We start from the raw sequence: 15,787 nt of genomic DNA on the forward strand, positions 1-15,787 counted from the left end.
CCGGCACGGCCGAGAAGTCGATCCCAGACAGGAGTACTCGATGTGACCGCACATCCCTTCCGTGACGTCGCGATCGTCGCCGCCTACAACACCGCGCAGGCGCGCGTGCTGGACGGACACGACAGCTTCACCATCAGCCTCGAGGCGGCGCGCGGCGTCATCGCTCGGTCGGGGGTCGACCCGACCACCATCGACGGCGTCTACAGCAAGACCGCGCCGCAGTTGATCTACTCCCTCGGGTTGGGGCCGGTGTGGAACGCCAACAACCCGGGCGGCATCACCGGTGTCCTGCACGCGGCGAGCGTCGTGGCCGCCGGGCTGTGCGAGACCGTCCTGATCGCCGACGGGGAGGCGGGCCGCTACACCGAACGCGAATCGACCGCGCCGTGGACGCGTCCGACCAACGAGTTCGTCGCGCCCTTCGGGCTCTACACCGCGTCGGAGTTCGCGCTCATCGCGCGTCGGCACATGCATCGGCACGGCACCACCAGCGAGCAGATGGCCGAGATCGCGGCCACCATCCGCAACAACGGCAACGTCAACCCGGACGCCGTCTATTACGGCCGCGGGCCGTTCACCGCCGACGACATCCTCGCCTCGCGCATGATCGCCGATCCGTTCCACCTGCTCGATTGCGCCATGACCTCCGAGGGCGGGTGCGCGCTGATCGTCACCACCGCCGAGCGCGCGAAGGACCTGCCGGGCAAGCCCGTCTACGTTCTCGGGGGCGGCCTGGACCACATGGGCCCGTCGTACCAGCACGCCCCCAGCTGGGACCTCGGCAGCCGCTCCTCCGACATACCCAACGGTTACGTCGGCCGGCGCGCCGCGCGCAAGAGCTTCGCGATGGCGGGCCTGACGCCCGCCGACGTCGACGTCGCCGAACTGTACGACCCGTTCTCCTTCGAGATCATCCGCCAGTTCGAGGCGTTCGAGTTCTGCGGCGACGGCGAGGGCGGGCCGTGGTGCGTCGAGAACGTCACCGGCGCGGAGCCGGCGTTGCCGCTGACCACCGACGGCGGCCTGATGTCCTACAGCCACGGCGGCGGCATCGTGCAGCTGACGCAGCGGATCGCCCGGTCCGTGCACCAGCTGCAGGGGGTGTGCGCGACCGGTCAGGTCGACGACGCCGAGGTGGTGCTGTGCAGCAACGGCGGTGCCGGCGCCTTCTTCACCGACGTCCTGCTACTGGGAAGTGAGCGACCATGAGCGAGAACACCATCGCCACCGTGCTGGCCCCGCAGCGGGCGGGTATCCCGCTGCCCACCCCGTCCGTGCTGTCCCAGCCTTTCTGGGAGGGGTGCGCGCTGGGAGAGCTGCGGTATCAGCGCTGTACCGCCTGCGGCCGCGCGGAATTCGACCCGAACCGGCTGTGCCGCGGCTGTGGCAGCGACGCACTCGACTGGCAGGTGAGCGCCGGCCGGGGCACCGTCTACAGCTACACCGAGGTGGTCCGCCCGCAGACGCCCGCGTTCACCAGCCCCTACGTGGTGCTCATCGTCGAGCTCGACGAGGGCTACCACATGGTCTCCAACCTCATCGGCTGCCCGGCGTCCGACGTCCGGATCGGCCTGCCGGTGCAGGTGAGCTTTCACGAGGTCGACGACGGCGTCGTCCTGCCGTACTTCGCGCCGGAGGATCAGAGGCAATGAGCGACAACCTTTCTCCCCACGTCGCGGTCGTCACCGGCGCCAGCCGCGGCATCGGCCGCGCCATCGCGCGCCGCCTCGCGGCCGACGGCATCCACGTCCTGGCGGTGTCCCGATCGCTGCGCGCCGGCGACGGTCGGCTGCAGGGGTCGCTCGAGGAGACCGTGGCGCAGATCCGCGCCGACGGCGGCACCGCCGAGGCCCTCGCGTTCGACCTCGGCGACCCGGCCGTCGACCGCGCGGCGGTGATCGCGCACGCCGAGTCGGTGTTCGGCGCGCCGGTCGACATCCTCGTCAACAACGCGGCCGCCAGCCGGCACTTCGACCAGCGGTACGACGCGATGACCCGCGAATCGTTCCGCGACTCGGTGGAGACCAACGTCTGGGCCGGATGGGATCTCGCCGTCGCCGCGATCCCCGGCATGCGCCGCCGAGGCGCCGGGTGGATCCTGAGCATCTCCTCGACGCAGGCCGGTCCGCGGGTGGGGCCACCGTTCGCGGCGAACTCGACCTTCGGGGCCTGCCTCTACGGCGGCACCAAGGCGATGATCGACCGGATCACCACCGGCGCCGCGATGGACCTGTACGACGACAACATCGCCGTCAACACGCTCGCCCCGGAGTACTCGATCGCGACCGAGAACGCGCTCACCGTCCCGGGTGTCACCACCGACAACTCCGAACCCGAGGAGACCATCGCGGAGGCCGCGCTGGCCCTGTGCACGGGCGACCCGAAGGTGCTGACCGGCAGGATCACCCGCAACCTGGGACTGCTGGTGGAGCTGCAGCGTCCGGTCCGCACCCTCGACGGCCGCGCTCTGGTCCCGGGCTGGCAGCCCCGCGACATCGACACCTCCCGCATCCGCCCCGGATACCTCGCCGCGCTCGCCTGAGCGCCCACCCCGCGGTGCTCGCGCCGCCGCACCGGCACCGCCGCCCCCGATCCGCAACAATCGTTTGTTTATCACTACAGGAGGCACACCCATGCCACTCCAGCCGTGGATGAAGCTCGTCTCGGTCGACGACCACCTCATCGAGCACCCCACCGTGTGGGCCGACCGGCTGCCGGCCAAGTTCCGCGAGGCCGGGCCCCGCATCGTCGAGGAGCCGTCGCCGTCGGGCGGCGCGCCCATGCAGGTGTGGAACTACCAGGGCAAGCGATTCCCGGCGATCGGGCTCAACGCGGTGGCCGGCAAGAATCCCGAGGACTTCGGCATGGAACCGGTCCGGTACTCCGACATGATCCCGGGCTGCTACGACCCCAAGGCCCGCCTGGCCGACATGGACCTCGACGGCGTGTGGGCGCAGACCTGCTTCCCGTCGTTCCCGCGTTTCGCCGGCGCGCTTTTCACCGTCGAGAGCACGGACATGGAACTGGCACTGCTGAGCGTTCAGGCCTACAACGACTACGTCCTCGACGAATGGTGTGCCGCGGCGCCGGACCGGTTCATCCCGGTGATCATCCTGCCGCTGTGGGACATCGCGGAGTGCGTCACCGAGATCCACCGCGCCGCTGCGAAGGGCGCCAAGGGCATCACGTTCCCGGAGGATCCGGTACCGCTGGGGCTGCCGTCGTACTACACCGACCACTGGGATCCGGTGTTCGCAGCGGCGCAGGAGACGGGCATGCCGCTGTGCCTGCACTTCGGGTCGTCGGGCCGCCCGCCCGCGACGGCGGAGGAGGCCCCGTACGCGGTGACCATCTCGCTGTACGCGACCAACATGATGTCGTCCACCTCGCACCTGCTGTTCTCGCCGGTGTTCCACAAGTTCCCGAACCTCAAGGTCGCGCTGTCCGAGGGCAACATCGGCTGGGTGCCGTACATGCTCGAGCGCATCGATGCCGTCTGGGAGCGGCATCGGCACTACCAGAACGTGGTGCAGGACGTGGTGCCGTCGACCCTGTGGTTCCGGAACATGTACGGCTGCTTCATCGACGACGACTTCGGGCTGAAGAACCGGCACGTGGTCGGCATCGACAACATCACGTGGGAGTGCGACTACCCGCACTCGGACTCGTACTGGCCCAACAGCCGCAGGCACGCCGAGTTCCGGTTCCAAGACGTGCCGGACGACGAGGTCGTCAAGATCGTCGAGACCAACGCCCGGAAGCTGTTCAATTTCCACGACGGGGCCACGTCGTGACGGCACCGGACCCCTTCGCCTGGCAGCAGCCGCCGCTCACCCCGATGACGGCCGAGGAACGGATCGAGGCCGACGACTGGGTGGAGCAGGACCTGCTCACCCGCGACCTCGCCGTCGAACGCCTCGACGCCGTCGTCGCGCAGGCCGAGGCCGAGCTGGCGTATCTGGAGAAGACGGGGGCGCCGGCCGACGCGATCGAGCTGGTGCGCCGGCGCATCGCCGCCGCGGCCGCGTCCCGGACGTTCGTCGAGGAGAGCTGATCGTGTCGTCCATGGCGACCGCGCTGGTGCAGACCGGCCCACGCGCGGTGCATTTCGAGGAGTTCCCGATCCCGGCGCTCGTGCCCGGTTCGGCGCTGCTGCGCGTCGAGGCGAACGGGTTGTGCGCCAGCGACATCGACTCGTGGGAGGTCAAGCACTCGGCGTACGAACCGGGGGTGTCACCGTTCCCACGGATCAACGGGCACGAGATCGTCGGCGTCGTCGAGGACATCGGCGGGGGCGCCCGCGCCGACGGGGTTCGCGTGGGGGACCGGGTCGCGGTGAACCCGTTCCTGTCGTGCGGGCGGTGTGAGGGCTGCCGCGAGGGCGCGACCATCCGGTGCACCGGATGGCCGTTCCGGCCGAACGCGTACGGGTACATCCCGACGCGGCACGAGCCGGCGCTGTGGGGCGGATACGCGACGCACGTCTACATCCACCCCAACGCAATCCTGCACCCGTTCCCGGAGACCACCGATCCGCTCGACGCCACACTGTGGAATCCGCTGGCGGCGGCCATCGACTGGGCCGTCACCACGCCCGGCACCACGATCGGCACGACGATCGCGATCCTCGGCTGCGGTCAGCGCGGGCTCGCCGCGGTGGTCGCGGCGAAGGCGGCCGGCGCCGACACGATCCTCGCGACCGGACTGTCACGGGACCGGCACAAGCTGGCTCTGGCAACGGAATTCGGTGCCGACGTGGTCGTCGACGTCGAGACCGAGGATCTGCGTGCGCTCGCGCGGCAGATCACCGGCGGGCGCGGGTTCGACGTCGTGCTCGACACCTCACCGCACGCCACGGGCCCGCTGCTCGACGCCCTCGACATCGTCCGCACCGGCGGCACCGTGGTGTCCGCGGGACTGAAGACCCGGCCCGTCGAGAACTTCCCGATCGACCAGTTGACACTCAAGAACATCCGTCTGATCGGGTGCGGCGGTTCCGGGGTGGCGGCCTACCAGCAGGCGGCCGGGATCGTCGCGTCCGGCCGGTTCCCGCTGAGCCGCATGCGCACCCACGTCCTCGGCTTCGATCGTCTCGAGTACGGGATCGAACTGCTGCGCGGGGATCACCCCGAGGAGCGGCCGATCAACATCGTCATCACCCCGACCCGGGGATGACCTCGGTCAGCCGTCGATGTTCTTGCGCTGGTTCGCCAGGAAGCGGGCCTTCTTCTCGCGATTGCCGCACGTGTTCATGTCGCACCACCGGCGGGTGCGGCTGCGGCTGGTGTCGAAGAACGCGGCCCGGCAGGTGGGCGATCCGCACAGGGCCAGTCTGCCGTCGCGTGCCCCGGTGATGACGTCGATCGCGTCGGCGGCGATCACCCCCAGGGCGTCGTCGACGCCGGAAGCCGAGCCCAGTCGCCACCGCCGCTCACCGTCGGACGTCAGGATGGCCGAGGCGCCGCCCCGCAGGCTGCAGTCGTTGATGATGTCGACGGCAGCTGCGGGGAGAGTCTCGTGCAGCGCCGCCGCCGTCGCGGCGGCATGAATCGCCTCCCGCAGCTCGCGGGCGCGCGCGAGCTCGGCGGTGCTGCACGAGTCCACGGCCAGGCCGTAGATCGCCAGCCAGTCGACGAGGCGCTGCGAGGTGGGGATGCGTTCCACCGCGTCGCCGTGACGCTCCGACAACGTCCCGGTGAAGCTGGTGGCGAGCACGCTACCGAGACGGAAGTCGGGGAACCCAGCAGACATGGAACCACCATAGCCGGTTGCCGAGGGCACGCTGCCGTGTTAGAACCGTCATAGCTGGTTCTTGATCGGTCGTACTCGATTCCGCGATGGCCAGGAGGTCCCATGTCCACGTTCGACCACGTTCCGATTTCCTCGCCCGACCCCGCCGCGGTGCACCCGTTCACCGTGCGCGCCGCCGACGCCGACCTCGACGATCTGCGCGGGCGGCTGGCGGCGGCGCGGCTGCCGGAGGCCGAGACGGTCCAGGGCGCAGCGCCCGGCCGGGCCCGATGGGACCAGGGCGTTCCACTCGCCGACCTTGTCGAGGTGGTGAACTACTGGCGTACCGGGTACGACTGGCGCTCGTTCGAGGCGCGACTCGACCGGATCGGCCAGTTCCGCACCACCATCGACGGCCTGGGCATCCACTTCCTGCACCGCCGTTCGGCGCGCGCGGACGCCACGCCGCTGCTCCTCACGCACGGCTGGCCGGGCAGCATCGCCGAGTTCGTCCGTGTGGTGGACGAGCTGGCGGATCCGCAGGACCCCGCCGTGCCGGCGTTCCATGTGGTGGTTCCGTCGCTGCCCGGCTTCGGCTACAGCGACCGCCCCACCACCACCGGGTGGGGCACCGAGAAGATCGCGGCCGCCTGGGTGCAGCTGATGGGACGGCTCGGCTACGACCGGTTCCTCGCGCACGGCGGCGACTGGGGCGGCAACATCACCACGGTGCTCGCCGGCCGGTTCCCGCAGCACGTCCTGGGCGTCCACACCCTGTTCGCGGAGGCGCCGCCGGGGTTGTCCGTGGACGGGCTGACGGCGGACGAGCGCCGATGGACCGAGGAGACCCGCGACTTCTGGCACCACCGGGCGGCGTACGCGAAGCAGCAGGCCACGCGGCCGCAGACCCTCGGGTACTCGCTGGTCGACTCCCCGGTGGGGCTGCTCGCCTGGATCCTCGACAAGTTCGCCGAGTGGTCGGACACCGAGGACAGCCCCTTCGAGACGATCTCGATGGACGCGGTGCTCGACGATGTCACGCTGTACTGGCTGACGCGGACCGGCGCCTCGGCGGCCCGCATCTACTACGAGAGCCACAACTCGCTCGACCCCGAGCTTCGGGTCGACGTCCCGTCCGCGATCACCATGTATCCCCGCGACATCGAGAAGTGCCCACGCCCGTGGGCGGAGCAGCGGTACCGGCGGATCGTCCGGTGGCGGGAGCCCGAGACCGGCGGCCACTTCCCGTCGCTGGAGGTCCCCGACGGTTTCGTCCGGGACCTGCGGGAGGGCCTGGCGGCCGTGCTGGCCGCCACCCGGACGTCGACGCCGTCGGGTGTGACGAAGTAATCCGGATCTGACAGCCGGCCCCCCGGGCTACTACTGTCGCTGGGCGGCCCGGCAATCGCTCGCGGGCGAGGTTTCCGACCGTTCCGGAGCCGTCGGGTTCGTCGGATCGGTGTGATAATGCTTGGCCGATGCTGCACAGTCGACGACACCGGTAGGGGGATGCGCACGTGCTGACGTTGCACCGCGCCGAGAGCGCCGGCACGCTCGCGGCTGCGCTCGCTCAGGTGCTGGTCACCCCGCTCGCGGACCCGTTCGAACGCGAGGTCGTCGCGGTCCCGGCCAAGGGTGTCGAACGCTGGCTGACGCAGCGCCTGTCCCACGTGCTGGGTGCCGGTGAGGCCGGCCACGACGGTGTCGCCGCCAACATCGACTTCCCGTCGCCGACGCGGTTGATCGACCAGGCGCTCGCGGCCGTCGACGGGCACGACGTCGACGACGACCCGTGGCATCCGGCGCGGATGCTGTGGACGTTGCTACGGGTGATCGACGACTGCGTGGCCGAACCCTGGTGCTCGGTGCTGGCGCGACATCTGGGCCACGGTTTCGACGACCACCGCGCCGGCCGCCGGTACGGCACCGCCGCGCACCTGGCCGAACTGTTCCGCGCGTACGGCTCGCAGCGCCCCGCGATGCTGGTCGACTGGGCCGCCGGCCGCGACACCGACGGGCTGGCGCCGCTCGACGACGACCTGTGCTGGCAGGCCCAGCTCTGGCGACGGCTGCGGGAGCGGATCGGCAGCCCCAGCCCCGCCGAGCGCCTCGACGCCGCGTGCGCGCGGCTGCGCGAGCAGCCGGAACTGCTCGAGCTGCCCGAACGGCTGTCGCTGTTCGGCCCCACCCGGCTGGGCGCCGACCAGATCGCGGTGCTGTCCGCGATCGGCGCCAACCGTGATGTGCACGTGTGGATCCCGCACCCGAGCATCGAGATGTGGGGCGAGCTGGCGGACACCGAACCGCCGCGTCGCCGCGCCGACGACCTGCGTGCGCTGGACGTCGCCCACCCACTGCTCGCGAGCCTCGCCCGCGACGTGCGCGAGCTGCAGTCGCGGCTGAGCGCCATCGGGATGGTCGACGTCCATCACCCGGGACCGGCGCGGCCGTCGACGCTGCTCGGGCAGTTGCAGTCCGACATCGCCGCCGACCGGCAGCCGTCGTCGTGGGCGGTCGACGACACCGTCGAGATCCACGCCTGCCACGGCCCGGCCCGGCAGGTGGAGGCGCTGCGGGAGCGGCTGCTGCACCTGTTCCAGGACGATCCCACGCTCGAGCCCCGCGACGTGGTGGTGATGTGCCCGGACGTCGAGACGTACGCGCCACTGGTGCGGGCCGCGTTCGGGCAGGGTGTGGCGGGCCCGCTCACCCATCCCGGGCACCGGCTGCGGGTGCGGCTGGCCGACCGTGCGCTGCACCAGACCAACCCGGTGCTCGGGGTGGTGGCGACGCTGCTCGACCTCGCGGACTCCCGCGTCACCGTCAGCCAGGTCCTCGACCTGGCCGCGACCGCGCCGGTGCGCCGCCGCTTCCGCTTCGACGACGACAATCTCGAACGCATGCGGGAGTGGACCGTGGCGGCCGGGGCGCGGTGGGGGATCGGCCGCCGCGAGCGTGGCGCGTTCGGGCTCGGTGACTTCGAGCAGAACACCCTCAAGGCCGCGCTCGACCGCATCCTCCTGGGCGCCGCGGCCGACGACGCCGACAGCGAATGGCTCTCGCTCGCACTGCCGCTCGACGACGTCGAGAGCAACGACATCGACCTCACCGGGCGTCTCGCCGAGTACGTCGACCGGCTCGACGTGGCGCTGCGCGGGCTCACCGGACCGCAGTCGGCCGAGCAGTGGTCGGCGGCGCTGGCCCGGGCGCTGGACCTGCTGGTCGACGTTGCCGAGGCCGACGCGTGGCAGCTGGGGCAGGCGCGGCGCGAGCTGGCCGCGGCCGTCGAGCACGGCGGGGACACGCTGCTGCGGCTGGCCGACGTGCGGGCGATGCTGCGGGCGCGGCTCGCCGGCCGGCCCACCCGCGCCAACTTCCGGACCGGTGAGCTCACGGTGTGCACGATGGTGCCGATGCGCTCGGTCCCGCACCGGGTGGTGGTGCTGCTCGGGCTCGACGACGACGTCTTCCCCCGCGGCACCGGCATCGACGGCGACGACGTGCTGGCCCGCGATCCGCTACTGGGGGAACGGGATCCGCGCAGCGAGGACCGGCAGCTGCTGCTGGACGCGATCATGTCCGCGAGCGAGCGGCTGCTGCTGTTCTACACCGGCGCCGACCCGGTGAACGGCACTCCCCGCCCGCCCGCGGTGCCGCTCGCGGAGCTGCGCGACGTGCTGGTGGCGATGGCCGGGGCGGACGTGGTGCAGCGGCATCCGTTGCAGCCGTTCGATCCCCGCAACTTCGACCCGGTCCGGCCCGGCAGCTTCGACCACGCCGCGCTGGGCGGGGCCCGCGCCGCGCAGCAGCCGTCGGCGCCCGCGCCCGCGTTCCTCCCGGAGCCGCTGCCGCCGCTCGAGCCCGGTGACGTCGATCTCGCCGAGCTGATCTCATTCCTGGAGAACCCGATTCAGGGTTTCCTGCGGCAGCGCCTCGGGTTCCGGGTGCCCGACCTCGACGAGGACATCGCCGACACCCTCGACCTCGAACTCGACCCGCTGGCCCGGTGGGGGATCGGGGAGCGGATGCTCGGCGCCCGGCTCGCCGGTGCGGACCCGGCCGCGTTCCGGGCCGCGGAGTGGCGGCGCGGCACCCTGCCACCCGCGAGGCTCGGCGACGCCGCGCTCTCGGACATCGAGTGGACCGTCGACTCACTGGTCCGCGCGTCGGCACCGGTGCACGCCGGACCCGCCGAGGCGGTCGACATCGACGTCGATCTCGGGGGCCGGCGGCTGGTCGGCACCGTCGACGGCGTGCACGGCGAGGTGCTCGCGCGGACCACGTTCTCCCGACTGGCACCCAAGCACCGGATCGGGGCGTGGGTGCGGCTGCTCGCCGTCACCGCGACGCGGCGCGGCGGGAACCTCACCGCCGTCACCACCGGCCGCGGCCGCGGCCGCACCCCGGTGATGCGGTCGACGCTGACGGCCCCGGAGAACGCGGCCGAGATCCTCACCCGGCTGGTCGAGATGCGCGACCGCGGCCTGGTGGCGCCGCTGCCGCTGACCGCGGCGACGTCGGCGGCGTACGCGGACCAGCGGTTCCGCGGCCGGTCCATCGAGCTGGCGCTGGTGGCCGCCGACCGCGAGTGGGGCGGCGACTTCGGCGACGGCAAGGACCGGCACGTCCGATACGTGCACGGGCCCGACGCGGAGCTGTCCGTGCTCACCGAGCGGCCCGCGCCGCCGGGGGCGTACGAACCGAGCTGCTTCGGCACCGAGGCCGCCGTACTGTGGGGGCCGCTGCTCGCGGCCGAGACCCTGGGGGAACCGTGACGCAGACCGCGAGCCGGGACACGGACACAGCCACAGCCACAGACACAGCCACCGCGACCACCACCGACACCGCGTTCGACCTGTTCGCGCCGCTGCCGCAGGGCACCACCGTGCTCGAGGCCAGCGCCGGCACCGGCAAGACGTACGCGATCGTCGGGCTCGCGGCCCGCTTCGTCGCGGAGGAGGACATCGACCTCTCGCAGCTGCTGCTGGTCACCTTCAGCCGCGCCGCCACCAAGGAGCTGCGCGAACGCACCCGCGAGCGGTTCGCCTCCGCCGCAGCCGGATTGGCGGACCCGGCCGCCGCCCGCGACAGCGACGATCCCCTGGTGGCGCACCTGGCCGCCACCGACGACGCCGAGATCGCGCTGCGGCGCCGACGGCTGATGCAGGCGTTGTCGGACTTCGACGCCGGCACCATCGTCACCACCCACAGCTTCTGCCAGCGGATGCTCGACGGCCTCGGCATCGCCGGCGAGCGCGACCCGGACGCGGTGCTGGTCGAGGAGGCCGAGGACCTGGTCGCCGAGGTGATCGCCGACCTGTTCCTGCACCGCTTCGCCCGCGCCGACTCCCGCACCCTGCGGCCCGCCGACGCGCGTGCCGCCGCCCGGGCCGCGATCTTCGACCCGCAGTCGGTGCTCGCCCCCGAGGACGCCGAGGGCACCCGCGCCGGGGACGCCGTCGCGTTCGCCACCGCCGTCCGACAGGAGACCCAGCGCCGCAAGCGGCTCGCCGGCATCCGGGACTTCGACGACCTGCCCGCGCTGCTGCACGCCGTGCTCACCGATCCCGAGCACGGGGAGGCGGCGTGCCGGCGGGTGCGGGACCGCTACCGGGTGGTGCTGGTCGACGAGTTCCAGGACACCGACCCGCAGCAGTGGGGGATCCTGCGCGCCGCGTTCCACGGGCACTCCACGCTGGTGCTGGTCGGCGACCCCAAGCAGGCCATCTACGCGTTCCGCGGCGCCGAGGTGCTCAGCTACCTCGACGCCGTCGGGTCCGCGCACAGCCACCAGGAGCTCACCACCAACTGGCGCAGCGACGCCGATCTCGTTGCCGCACTGGGGCATCTGCACGGCGGCGCCGCCCTCGGGCACCGCGACATCGTCGTGCATCCAGTGTCGGCGGCCAAGCCGGGGTCGCGGCTGCAGGGGGCGGCGCCGCTGCGGTTGCGGTACCTGTGCCGGGCGGGCGCCGGACGGCTCAACAACTCCGGCTTCCCGGCCGTCGGGGCGCTGCGCACGCGGGTCGCGGCGGATGTGGCCGCCGACATCGTCGCACTGCTCGGGAGCGGCGCCACCCTCGAGCTGGACGGGGTGACGCGGCCGGTCGCGCCGGGGGACATCGCGATCCTGGCCGGCACCAACGCCCAGATCGCGCTGGTGCGGGAGGCGCTGGACCGGGTGGGCGTGCCGTCGGTGCTGGCCGGCGGCACCAGCGTCTTCGAGACCCCGGCCGCCACGCACTGGCTGCAGCTGCTGCAGGCGCTCGAGCAGCCGCACCGCCCCGACCGGGTGCGGCTCGCGGCGCTCACCCCGCTCATCGGCTGGACCGCCGCCGACATCGACGCCCGCAGCGACGAGGTGGTCGCCCGCGTGGGCGGGCAGCTGCGGGAGCTGGCGACGGTGTTCGCGCAGTCCGGGTTCGCGGCGCTGTTCGAGCGGCTCGCCGCCGAGTCCGGGCTCGAGGCGCGGCTGCTGACCGTCGCGTCGGGGGAGCGCACGCTCACTGACCTGCGGCACATCGGGCAGCTGCTGGGCGCGGTCGCCGTCGACGAGTCCCTCGGGCTCACCGCGCTCACCGGCTGGCTCACCGACCGCATCAAGGACCCGAAATCCGGTAGCGGCGACCGCAGCCGGCGCCTCGACAGCGACGCGGCCGCGGTACAGATCGCGACCGTGCACGCCAGCAAGGGCCTCGAGTACCCCATCGTGTACGTGCCGTTCGGGTGGAGCACCGGCCGCTACGCCGACCCCAACCGGCTGCTGCTGCACGACGAGCACGGCCGCCGCATCCTCGACATCGGCGGCGAGGGCAGCCCCGGCTACGGCGACCGCCGGCGTCGGCGCGACGCCGAGGCCGCCGGCGAGGACCTGCGGCTGCTGTACGTCGCGCTCACCCGCGCCCAGTGCCAGTTGGTGCTGTGGTGGGCGCCCGCGTACTCCACCAACGAGGCGCCGCTGCACCGGATGCTGTTCGGGCGCGAGCCGGGGGAGTCGGACGTCCCGCAGAAGGTGGGCGTGCCGGAGGACCCGATGGTCGCCGAGCAGCTCACCCGCTGGGCGGAGGCCGCGCCGGTGACGGTGGAGGTGCACGCCGTGGGCGCCGACCCGATTCCGAAGCCGTCGTGGACGCCGCCGCAGGAGGAGACCGGTGAGCTGGCAGCCGCCGTCTTCCGCCGCGAGCTGGACGCCGGGTGGCGCCGCACGTCGTACACCGCGCTCACCGCGTCGGCGCACGAGCATCCCGGCGTCACCAGCGAGGCCGAGGAACCGGAGATCGAGGACGAGCCGGAGGAGCCCGCGCTCATCACGCCCGCGCCCGCCCTGGGCATCCCGTCGACCATGAACGACATGCCCTACGGCGCGGTGTTCGGCACGCTGGTGCACGAGATCCTCGAGCACGTCGACACCGCTGCCGCGGACCTCGAGGCCGAGCTGGTGCGGCACTGCCGCGAGGCCGTGGCCGCGCGGATGTCGCAGGTCGATCCGGTGGCGCTGGCCGACGCGCTGCTACCTGTCCTGCGGACCCCGCTCGCCGGTGGCGGCACCCTCGCCGACATCACCCCGCGGGACCGGCTGCCGGAGTTGGACTTCGAGCTACCGCTCGCCGGCGGCGACGACCCGGCGGTGCTCACGGTGACGCTGCACCGGATCGTGGACCTGCTGCGGATGCATCTGCCGTCCGACGACGTCCTCGCGCCGTACGCGGATCGGCTCGCCACCTTGGAGCCGACGCCGCTGCGCGGCTACCTCACCGGCAGCATCGACGCCGTGCTGCGGCGCGAGGGTCCCCGGTTCGTCATCGTCGACTACAAGACCAACCGCATCGCGCCCGGCGAGGTGACCACCGCCGACTTCACCCGCGAGGCGATGGCCGGGGAGATGATGCGCTCGCACTACCCGCTGCAGGCGCTGCTGTATGCCGTTGCGCTGCACCGGTATCTGCGGTGGCGGCTGCCCGGCTACGACCCGGCGACGCACCTGGGTGGGGTGCAGTACCTGTTCGTGCGCGGCATGGTCGGCCCCGACACCCCGGACGGCGCGGGGGTGTTCGACTGGGATCCGCCCGCCGCGCTGGTGGTGGAGCTGTCGGATCTGCTGGCGGCGAGTGCCGAGGGGAACGCATGATCGAGGCACGCGTCGCGCAGCGCGGCAAGGGGATGCTGCGGGAGTTCAACGAGGCCGGGGTGCTCGAGGCCGCCGACGTGCACGTCGCGCTGCGGCTGGCGACGCTCAGCGGGGAGACCCGCGAGCCGGTGCACCTGGCGACGGCGCTGGCGGTGCGGGCGGTGCGGTCGGGCTCGGTGTGCCTGGAGCTGAGCCGGATTCGGGAAGTGACGGTCGACGAGGAGTTCGAGGTCGATCCCGCGGCGCTGCCGTGGCCGGACGACGCCGTCGTCGCCGAGGGCTTGGCGTCGAGTCCGCTGGTGGTGGGCGGCCAGGCCGGGCCGCTGCGCCCGCTGCGGCTGGTGGACGGGCTGCTGTACCTGGATCGGTACTACCGGCAGGAGCAGACGGTGCGCCGGATCCTGGACGAGCGCGCGCACGGCCACCCGACCGTCGACGAGGACCTCCTGCGGGCCGGGCTGGACGAGTTGTTCCGGGACTTCGCGGATCCGTCGCGTCCGTCGGACGCCCCGGACCGGCAGCGCATCGCGGCGGCCGTCGCGGCCACGCACTGGACGTCGGTGATCGCGGGCGGTCCGGGCACCGGCAAGACGCATACGGTGGCGCGGGCGCTGGCGCTGCTCGCGCGGCAGCAGCCGGGACTGCGGATCGGGTTGGCGGCGCCCACCGGCAAGGCGGCGGCGCGGCTGCAGGAGTCGGTGCGCGAGCAGGCGGAGCTTGTCGGTCTGCGGTCGGAGTTGCCGGCGATGACGCTGCACCGGATGCTCGGCTGGCAGCGAGGGACCAGCCGGTTCCGGTTCAACGAGACCAACCATCTGCCGTACGACGTGATCGTGGTGGACGAGACGTCGATGGTGTCGCTGACGATGATGTGCCGGCTGCTCGAGGCGGTGCGCCCGGAGGCGCGGCTGGTGCTGGTGGGCGACCCAGACCAGTTGACGTCGGTGGACGCCGGCGCGGTGCTCGCCGACCTGGTCGCGCGGCCGGTGACCGGGGTGGAGAACCCGGTGCTGGCGCGGGTGGTGGGCGTGGACCTGTCGGCGTCGGACGATCCGGCCGAGGCGGCGCTGAGCCGGTCGGAGCGGGATCGGTTGCGGGGTGGCGTGATTCGGCTCAGTAGGGGTCGCCGGTTCGGTGGCGCGATCGCGCAGCTGGCGGTGGCGGTGCGCGACGGTGACGAGGACCGCGCCCTCGAGATTCTGCGGAGCGGGGCGGCGGACGTGTCGTTCGTCGACCCGGAGGATCTGGCCGGGCTGCGCGCCGATGTGGTGTCGACGTCGGCGGAGGTGACGGCGGCGGCACTGGCCGGGGATGCGGCGGGCGCGGTGCGGGCGTCGGAGAAGCATCGGCTGCTGTGTGCGCACCGGGAGGGCCCGTTCGGGGCGTCGTGGTGGGCGCGCAACGCGATGACGTGGATCGGGGAGGCGACAGGAAGCCGACTGGACCCGGAGCGCTGGTACGCCGGGCAGCCGCTGATGGTGACCGCGAACGACCACGAGATGCGGATCTACAACGGGGACACCGGGGTGGTGGTCGCCGACGGTTCTGAGGTTTCGGGCGGCGATCTGGTCGCGGCCTTCGCGCGCGGTGAGGAGCCGTATCTGGTGCACCTGAGCCACTTGGCGTCGGTACAGACGGTGTACGCCATGACGATTCACCGCAGTCAGGGCAGCCAGTACGACGTGGTCTCGGTGATCCTGCCGGGGGAGGAGTCGTCGCTGCTCACCCGGGAATTGCTGTACACGGCGATCACCCGTGCGCGGACGCACGTGCGGATCGTGGGGACCGAGGCGGCCGTGCGGGCGGCCGTGGGGCGACGAGTCCTGCGGGCGAGTGGGTTGCGGCGGGGATGAGATGAGCGATGCCCGGGAGCTATGAATTGGGTCTACCTCGGCGAGTGGTGCGGCACCCCTTCTTTCGTTGGCACGA

Annotated in this window: 11 protein-coding genes; 10 read left to right on the forward strand and 1 reads right to left on the reverse strand. The window is 72.3% G+C overall.

Annotated elements, in window-relative coordinates; translation table 11 throughout:
- The first annotated feature begins 42 nt into the window (after window positions 1-42).
- The 6 genes from E7742_RS03955 to E7742_RS03980 all read left to right on the forward strand — a co-directional run bounded on the left by E7742_RS03955 (window position 43) and on the right by E7742_RS03980 (window position 5,175).
- Window positions 43-1,209: a thiolase family protein gene (locus tag E7742_RS03955; protein ID WP_137797753.1), complete on the forward strand. Its 1,167-nt coding sequence runs from the start codon at window positions 43-45 to the stop codon at window positions 1,207-1,209.
- On the forward strand, window positions 1,206-1,652 hold the full coding sequence (locus E7742_RS03960) for a Zn-ribbon domain-containing OB-fold protein (protein ID WP_137797754.1): 447 nt from the start codon (window positions 1,206-1,208) through the stop codon (window positions 1,650-1,652). The genes E7742_RS03955 and E7742_RS03960 overlap by 4 nt, the downstream gene beginning before the upstream one ends.
- Window positions 1,649-2,542, forward strand: a complete 894-nt coding sequence (locus E7742_RS03965; RefSeq protein WP_137797755.1) for an SDR family NAD(P)-dependent oxidoreductase — start codon at window positions 1,649-1,651, stop codon at window positions 2,540-2,542. Before E7742_RS03960 ends, E7742_RS03965 begins: the two co-directional genes overlap by 4 nt.
- Before the next feature lie 91 nt (window positions 2,543-2,633).
- Window positions 2,634-3,794 carry an amidohydrolase family protein gene (locus E7742_RS03970; RefSeq protein WP_137797756.1) on the forward strand — a complete coding sequence of 387 codons (1,161 nt, stop codon included), beginning with the start codon at window positions 2,634-2,636 and terminating at the stop codon, window positions 3,792-3,794.
- The gene (locus E7742_RS03975) at window positions 3,791-4,054 is read left to right on the forward strand and encodes a hypothetical protein (protein ID WP_137797757.1); all 264 of its coding nucleotides are present in this window, start codon (window positions 3,791-3,793) and stop codon (window positions 4,052-4,054) included. Before E7742_RS03970 ends, E7742_RS03975 begins: the two co-directional genes overlap by 4 nt.
- 11 nt (window positions 4,055-4,065) lie before the next feature.
- Complete coding sequence (locus E7742_RS03980; protein WP_137801035.1) at window positions 4,066-5,175, forward strand: zinc-dependent alcohol dehydrogenase; 1,110 nt, start codon at window positions 4,066-4,068, stop codon at window positions 5,173-5,175.
- 6 nt (window positions 5,176-5,181) lie between these two features.
- On the opposite strand, the gene E7742_RS03985 is transcribed toward E7742_RS03980, so the two are convergent.
- Window positions 5,182-5,751 carry a CGNR zinc finger domain-containing protein gene (locus E7742_RS03985; protein ID WP_137797758.1) on the reverse strand — a complete coding sequence of 190 codons (570 nt, stop codon included), beginning with the start codon at window positions 5,749-5,751 and terminating at the stop codon, window positions 5,182-5,184.
- A 102-nt stretch (window positions 5,752-5,853) separates the two neighbouring features.
- On the opposite strand from E7742_RS03985, the gene E7742_RS03990 reads away from it, so the two are divergent.
- The 4 genes from E7742_RS03990 (at window position 5,854) to recD (ending at window position 15,711) form a co-directional block, all read left to right on the forward strand.
- Window positions 5,854-7,080: an epoxide hydrolase family protein gene (locus tag E7742_RS03990; protein WP_254699154.1), complete on the forward strand. Its 1,227-nt coding sequence runs from the start codon at window positions 5,854-5,856 to the stop codon at window positions 7,078-7,080.
- Between the two features lie 167 nt (window positions 7,081-7,247).
- The gene (gene recC / locus E7742_RS03995; protein ID WP_137797759.1) at window positions 7,248-10,505 is read left to right on the forward strand and encodes an exodeoxyribonuclease V subunit gamma; all 3,258 of its coding nucleotides are present in this window, start codon (window positions 7,248-7,250) and stop codon (window positions 10,503-10,505) included.
- Window positions 10,506-10,585: 80 nt separating this feature from the next.
- Window positions 10,586-13,858: a UvrD-helicase domain-containing protein gene (locus tag E7742_RS04000; RefSeq protein WP_441346907.1), complete on the forward strand. Its 3,273-nt coding sequence runs from the start codon at window positions 10,586-10,588 to the stop codon at window positions 13,856-13,858.
- A complete protein-coding gene (gene recD, locus E7742_RS04005; protein ID WP_137797761.1) occupies window positions 13,855-15,711 on the forward strand; it encodes an exodeoxyribonuclease V subunit alpha in 1,857 nt (618 codons plus the stop codon). Before E7742_RS04000 ends, recD begins: the two co-directional genes overlap by 4 nt.
- The last annotated feature ends 76 nt before the right edge of the window (window positions 15,712-15,787 follow it).

It is taken from the genome of Rhodococcus sp. SGAir0479, from assembly GCF_005484805.1.
Taxonomy (GTDB): domain Bacteria; phylum Actinomycetota; class Actinomycetes; order Mycobacteriales; family Mycobacteriaceae; genus Prescottella.

Excerpts from the sequence above, each read along its gene's own strand:
- E7742_RS03960 (WP_137797754.1), top strand. The coding sequence starts at position 1,206 with ATGAGCGAGAACACCATCGCCACCGTGCTGGCCCCGCAGCGGGCGGGT.
- E7742_RS03965 (WP_137797755.1), top strand. The coding sequence starts at position 1,649 with ATGAGCGACAACCTTTCTCCCCACGTCGCGGTCGTCACCGGCGCCAGC.
- E7742_RS03970 (WP_137797756.1), top strand. The coding sequence starts at position 2,634 with ATGCCACTCCAGCCGTGGATGAAGCTCGTCTCGGTCGACGACCACCTC.
- E7742_RS03980 (WP_137801035.1), top strand. The coding sequence starts at position 4,066 with ATGGCGACCGCGCTGGTGCAGACCGGCCCACGCGCGGTGCATTTCGAG.
- E7742_RS03985 (WP_137797758.1), bottom strand. The coding sequence starts at position 5,751 with ATGTCTGCTGGGTTCCCCGACTTCCGTCTCGGTAGCGTGCTCGCCACC.
- E7742_RS03990 (WP_254699154.1), top strand. The coding sequence starts at position 5,854 with ATGTCCACGTTCGACCACGTTCCGATTTCCTCGCCCGACCCCGCCGCG.
- recD (WP_137797761.1), top strand. The coding sequence starts at position 13,855 with ATGATCGAGGCACGCGTCGCGCAGCGCGGCAAGGGGATGCTGCGGGAG.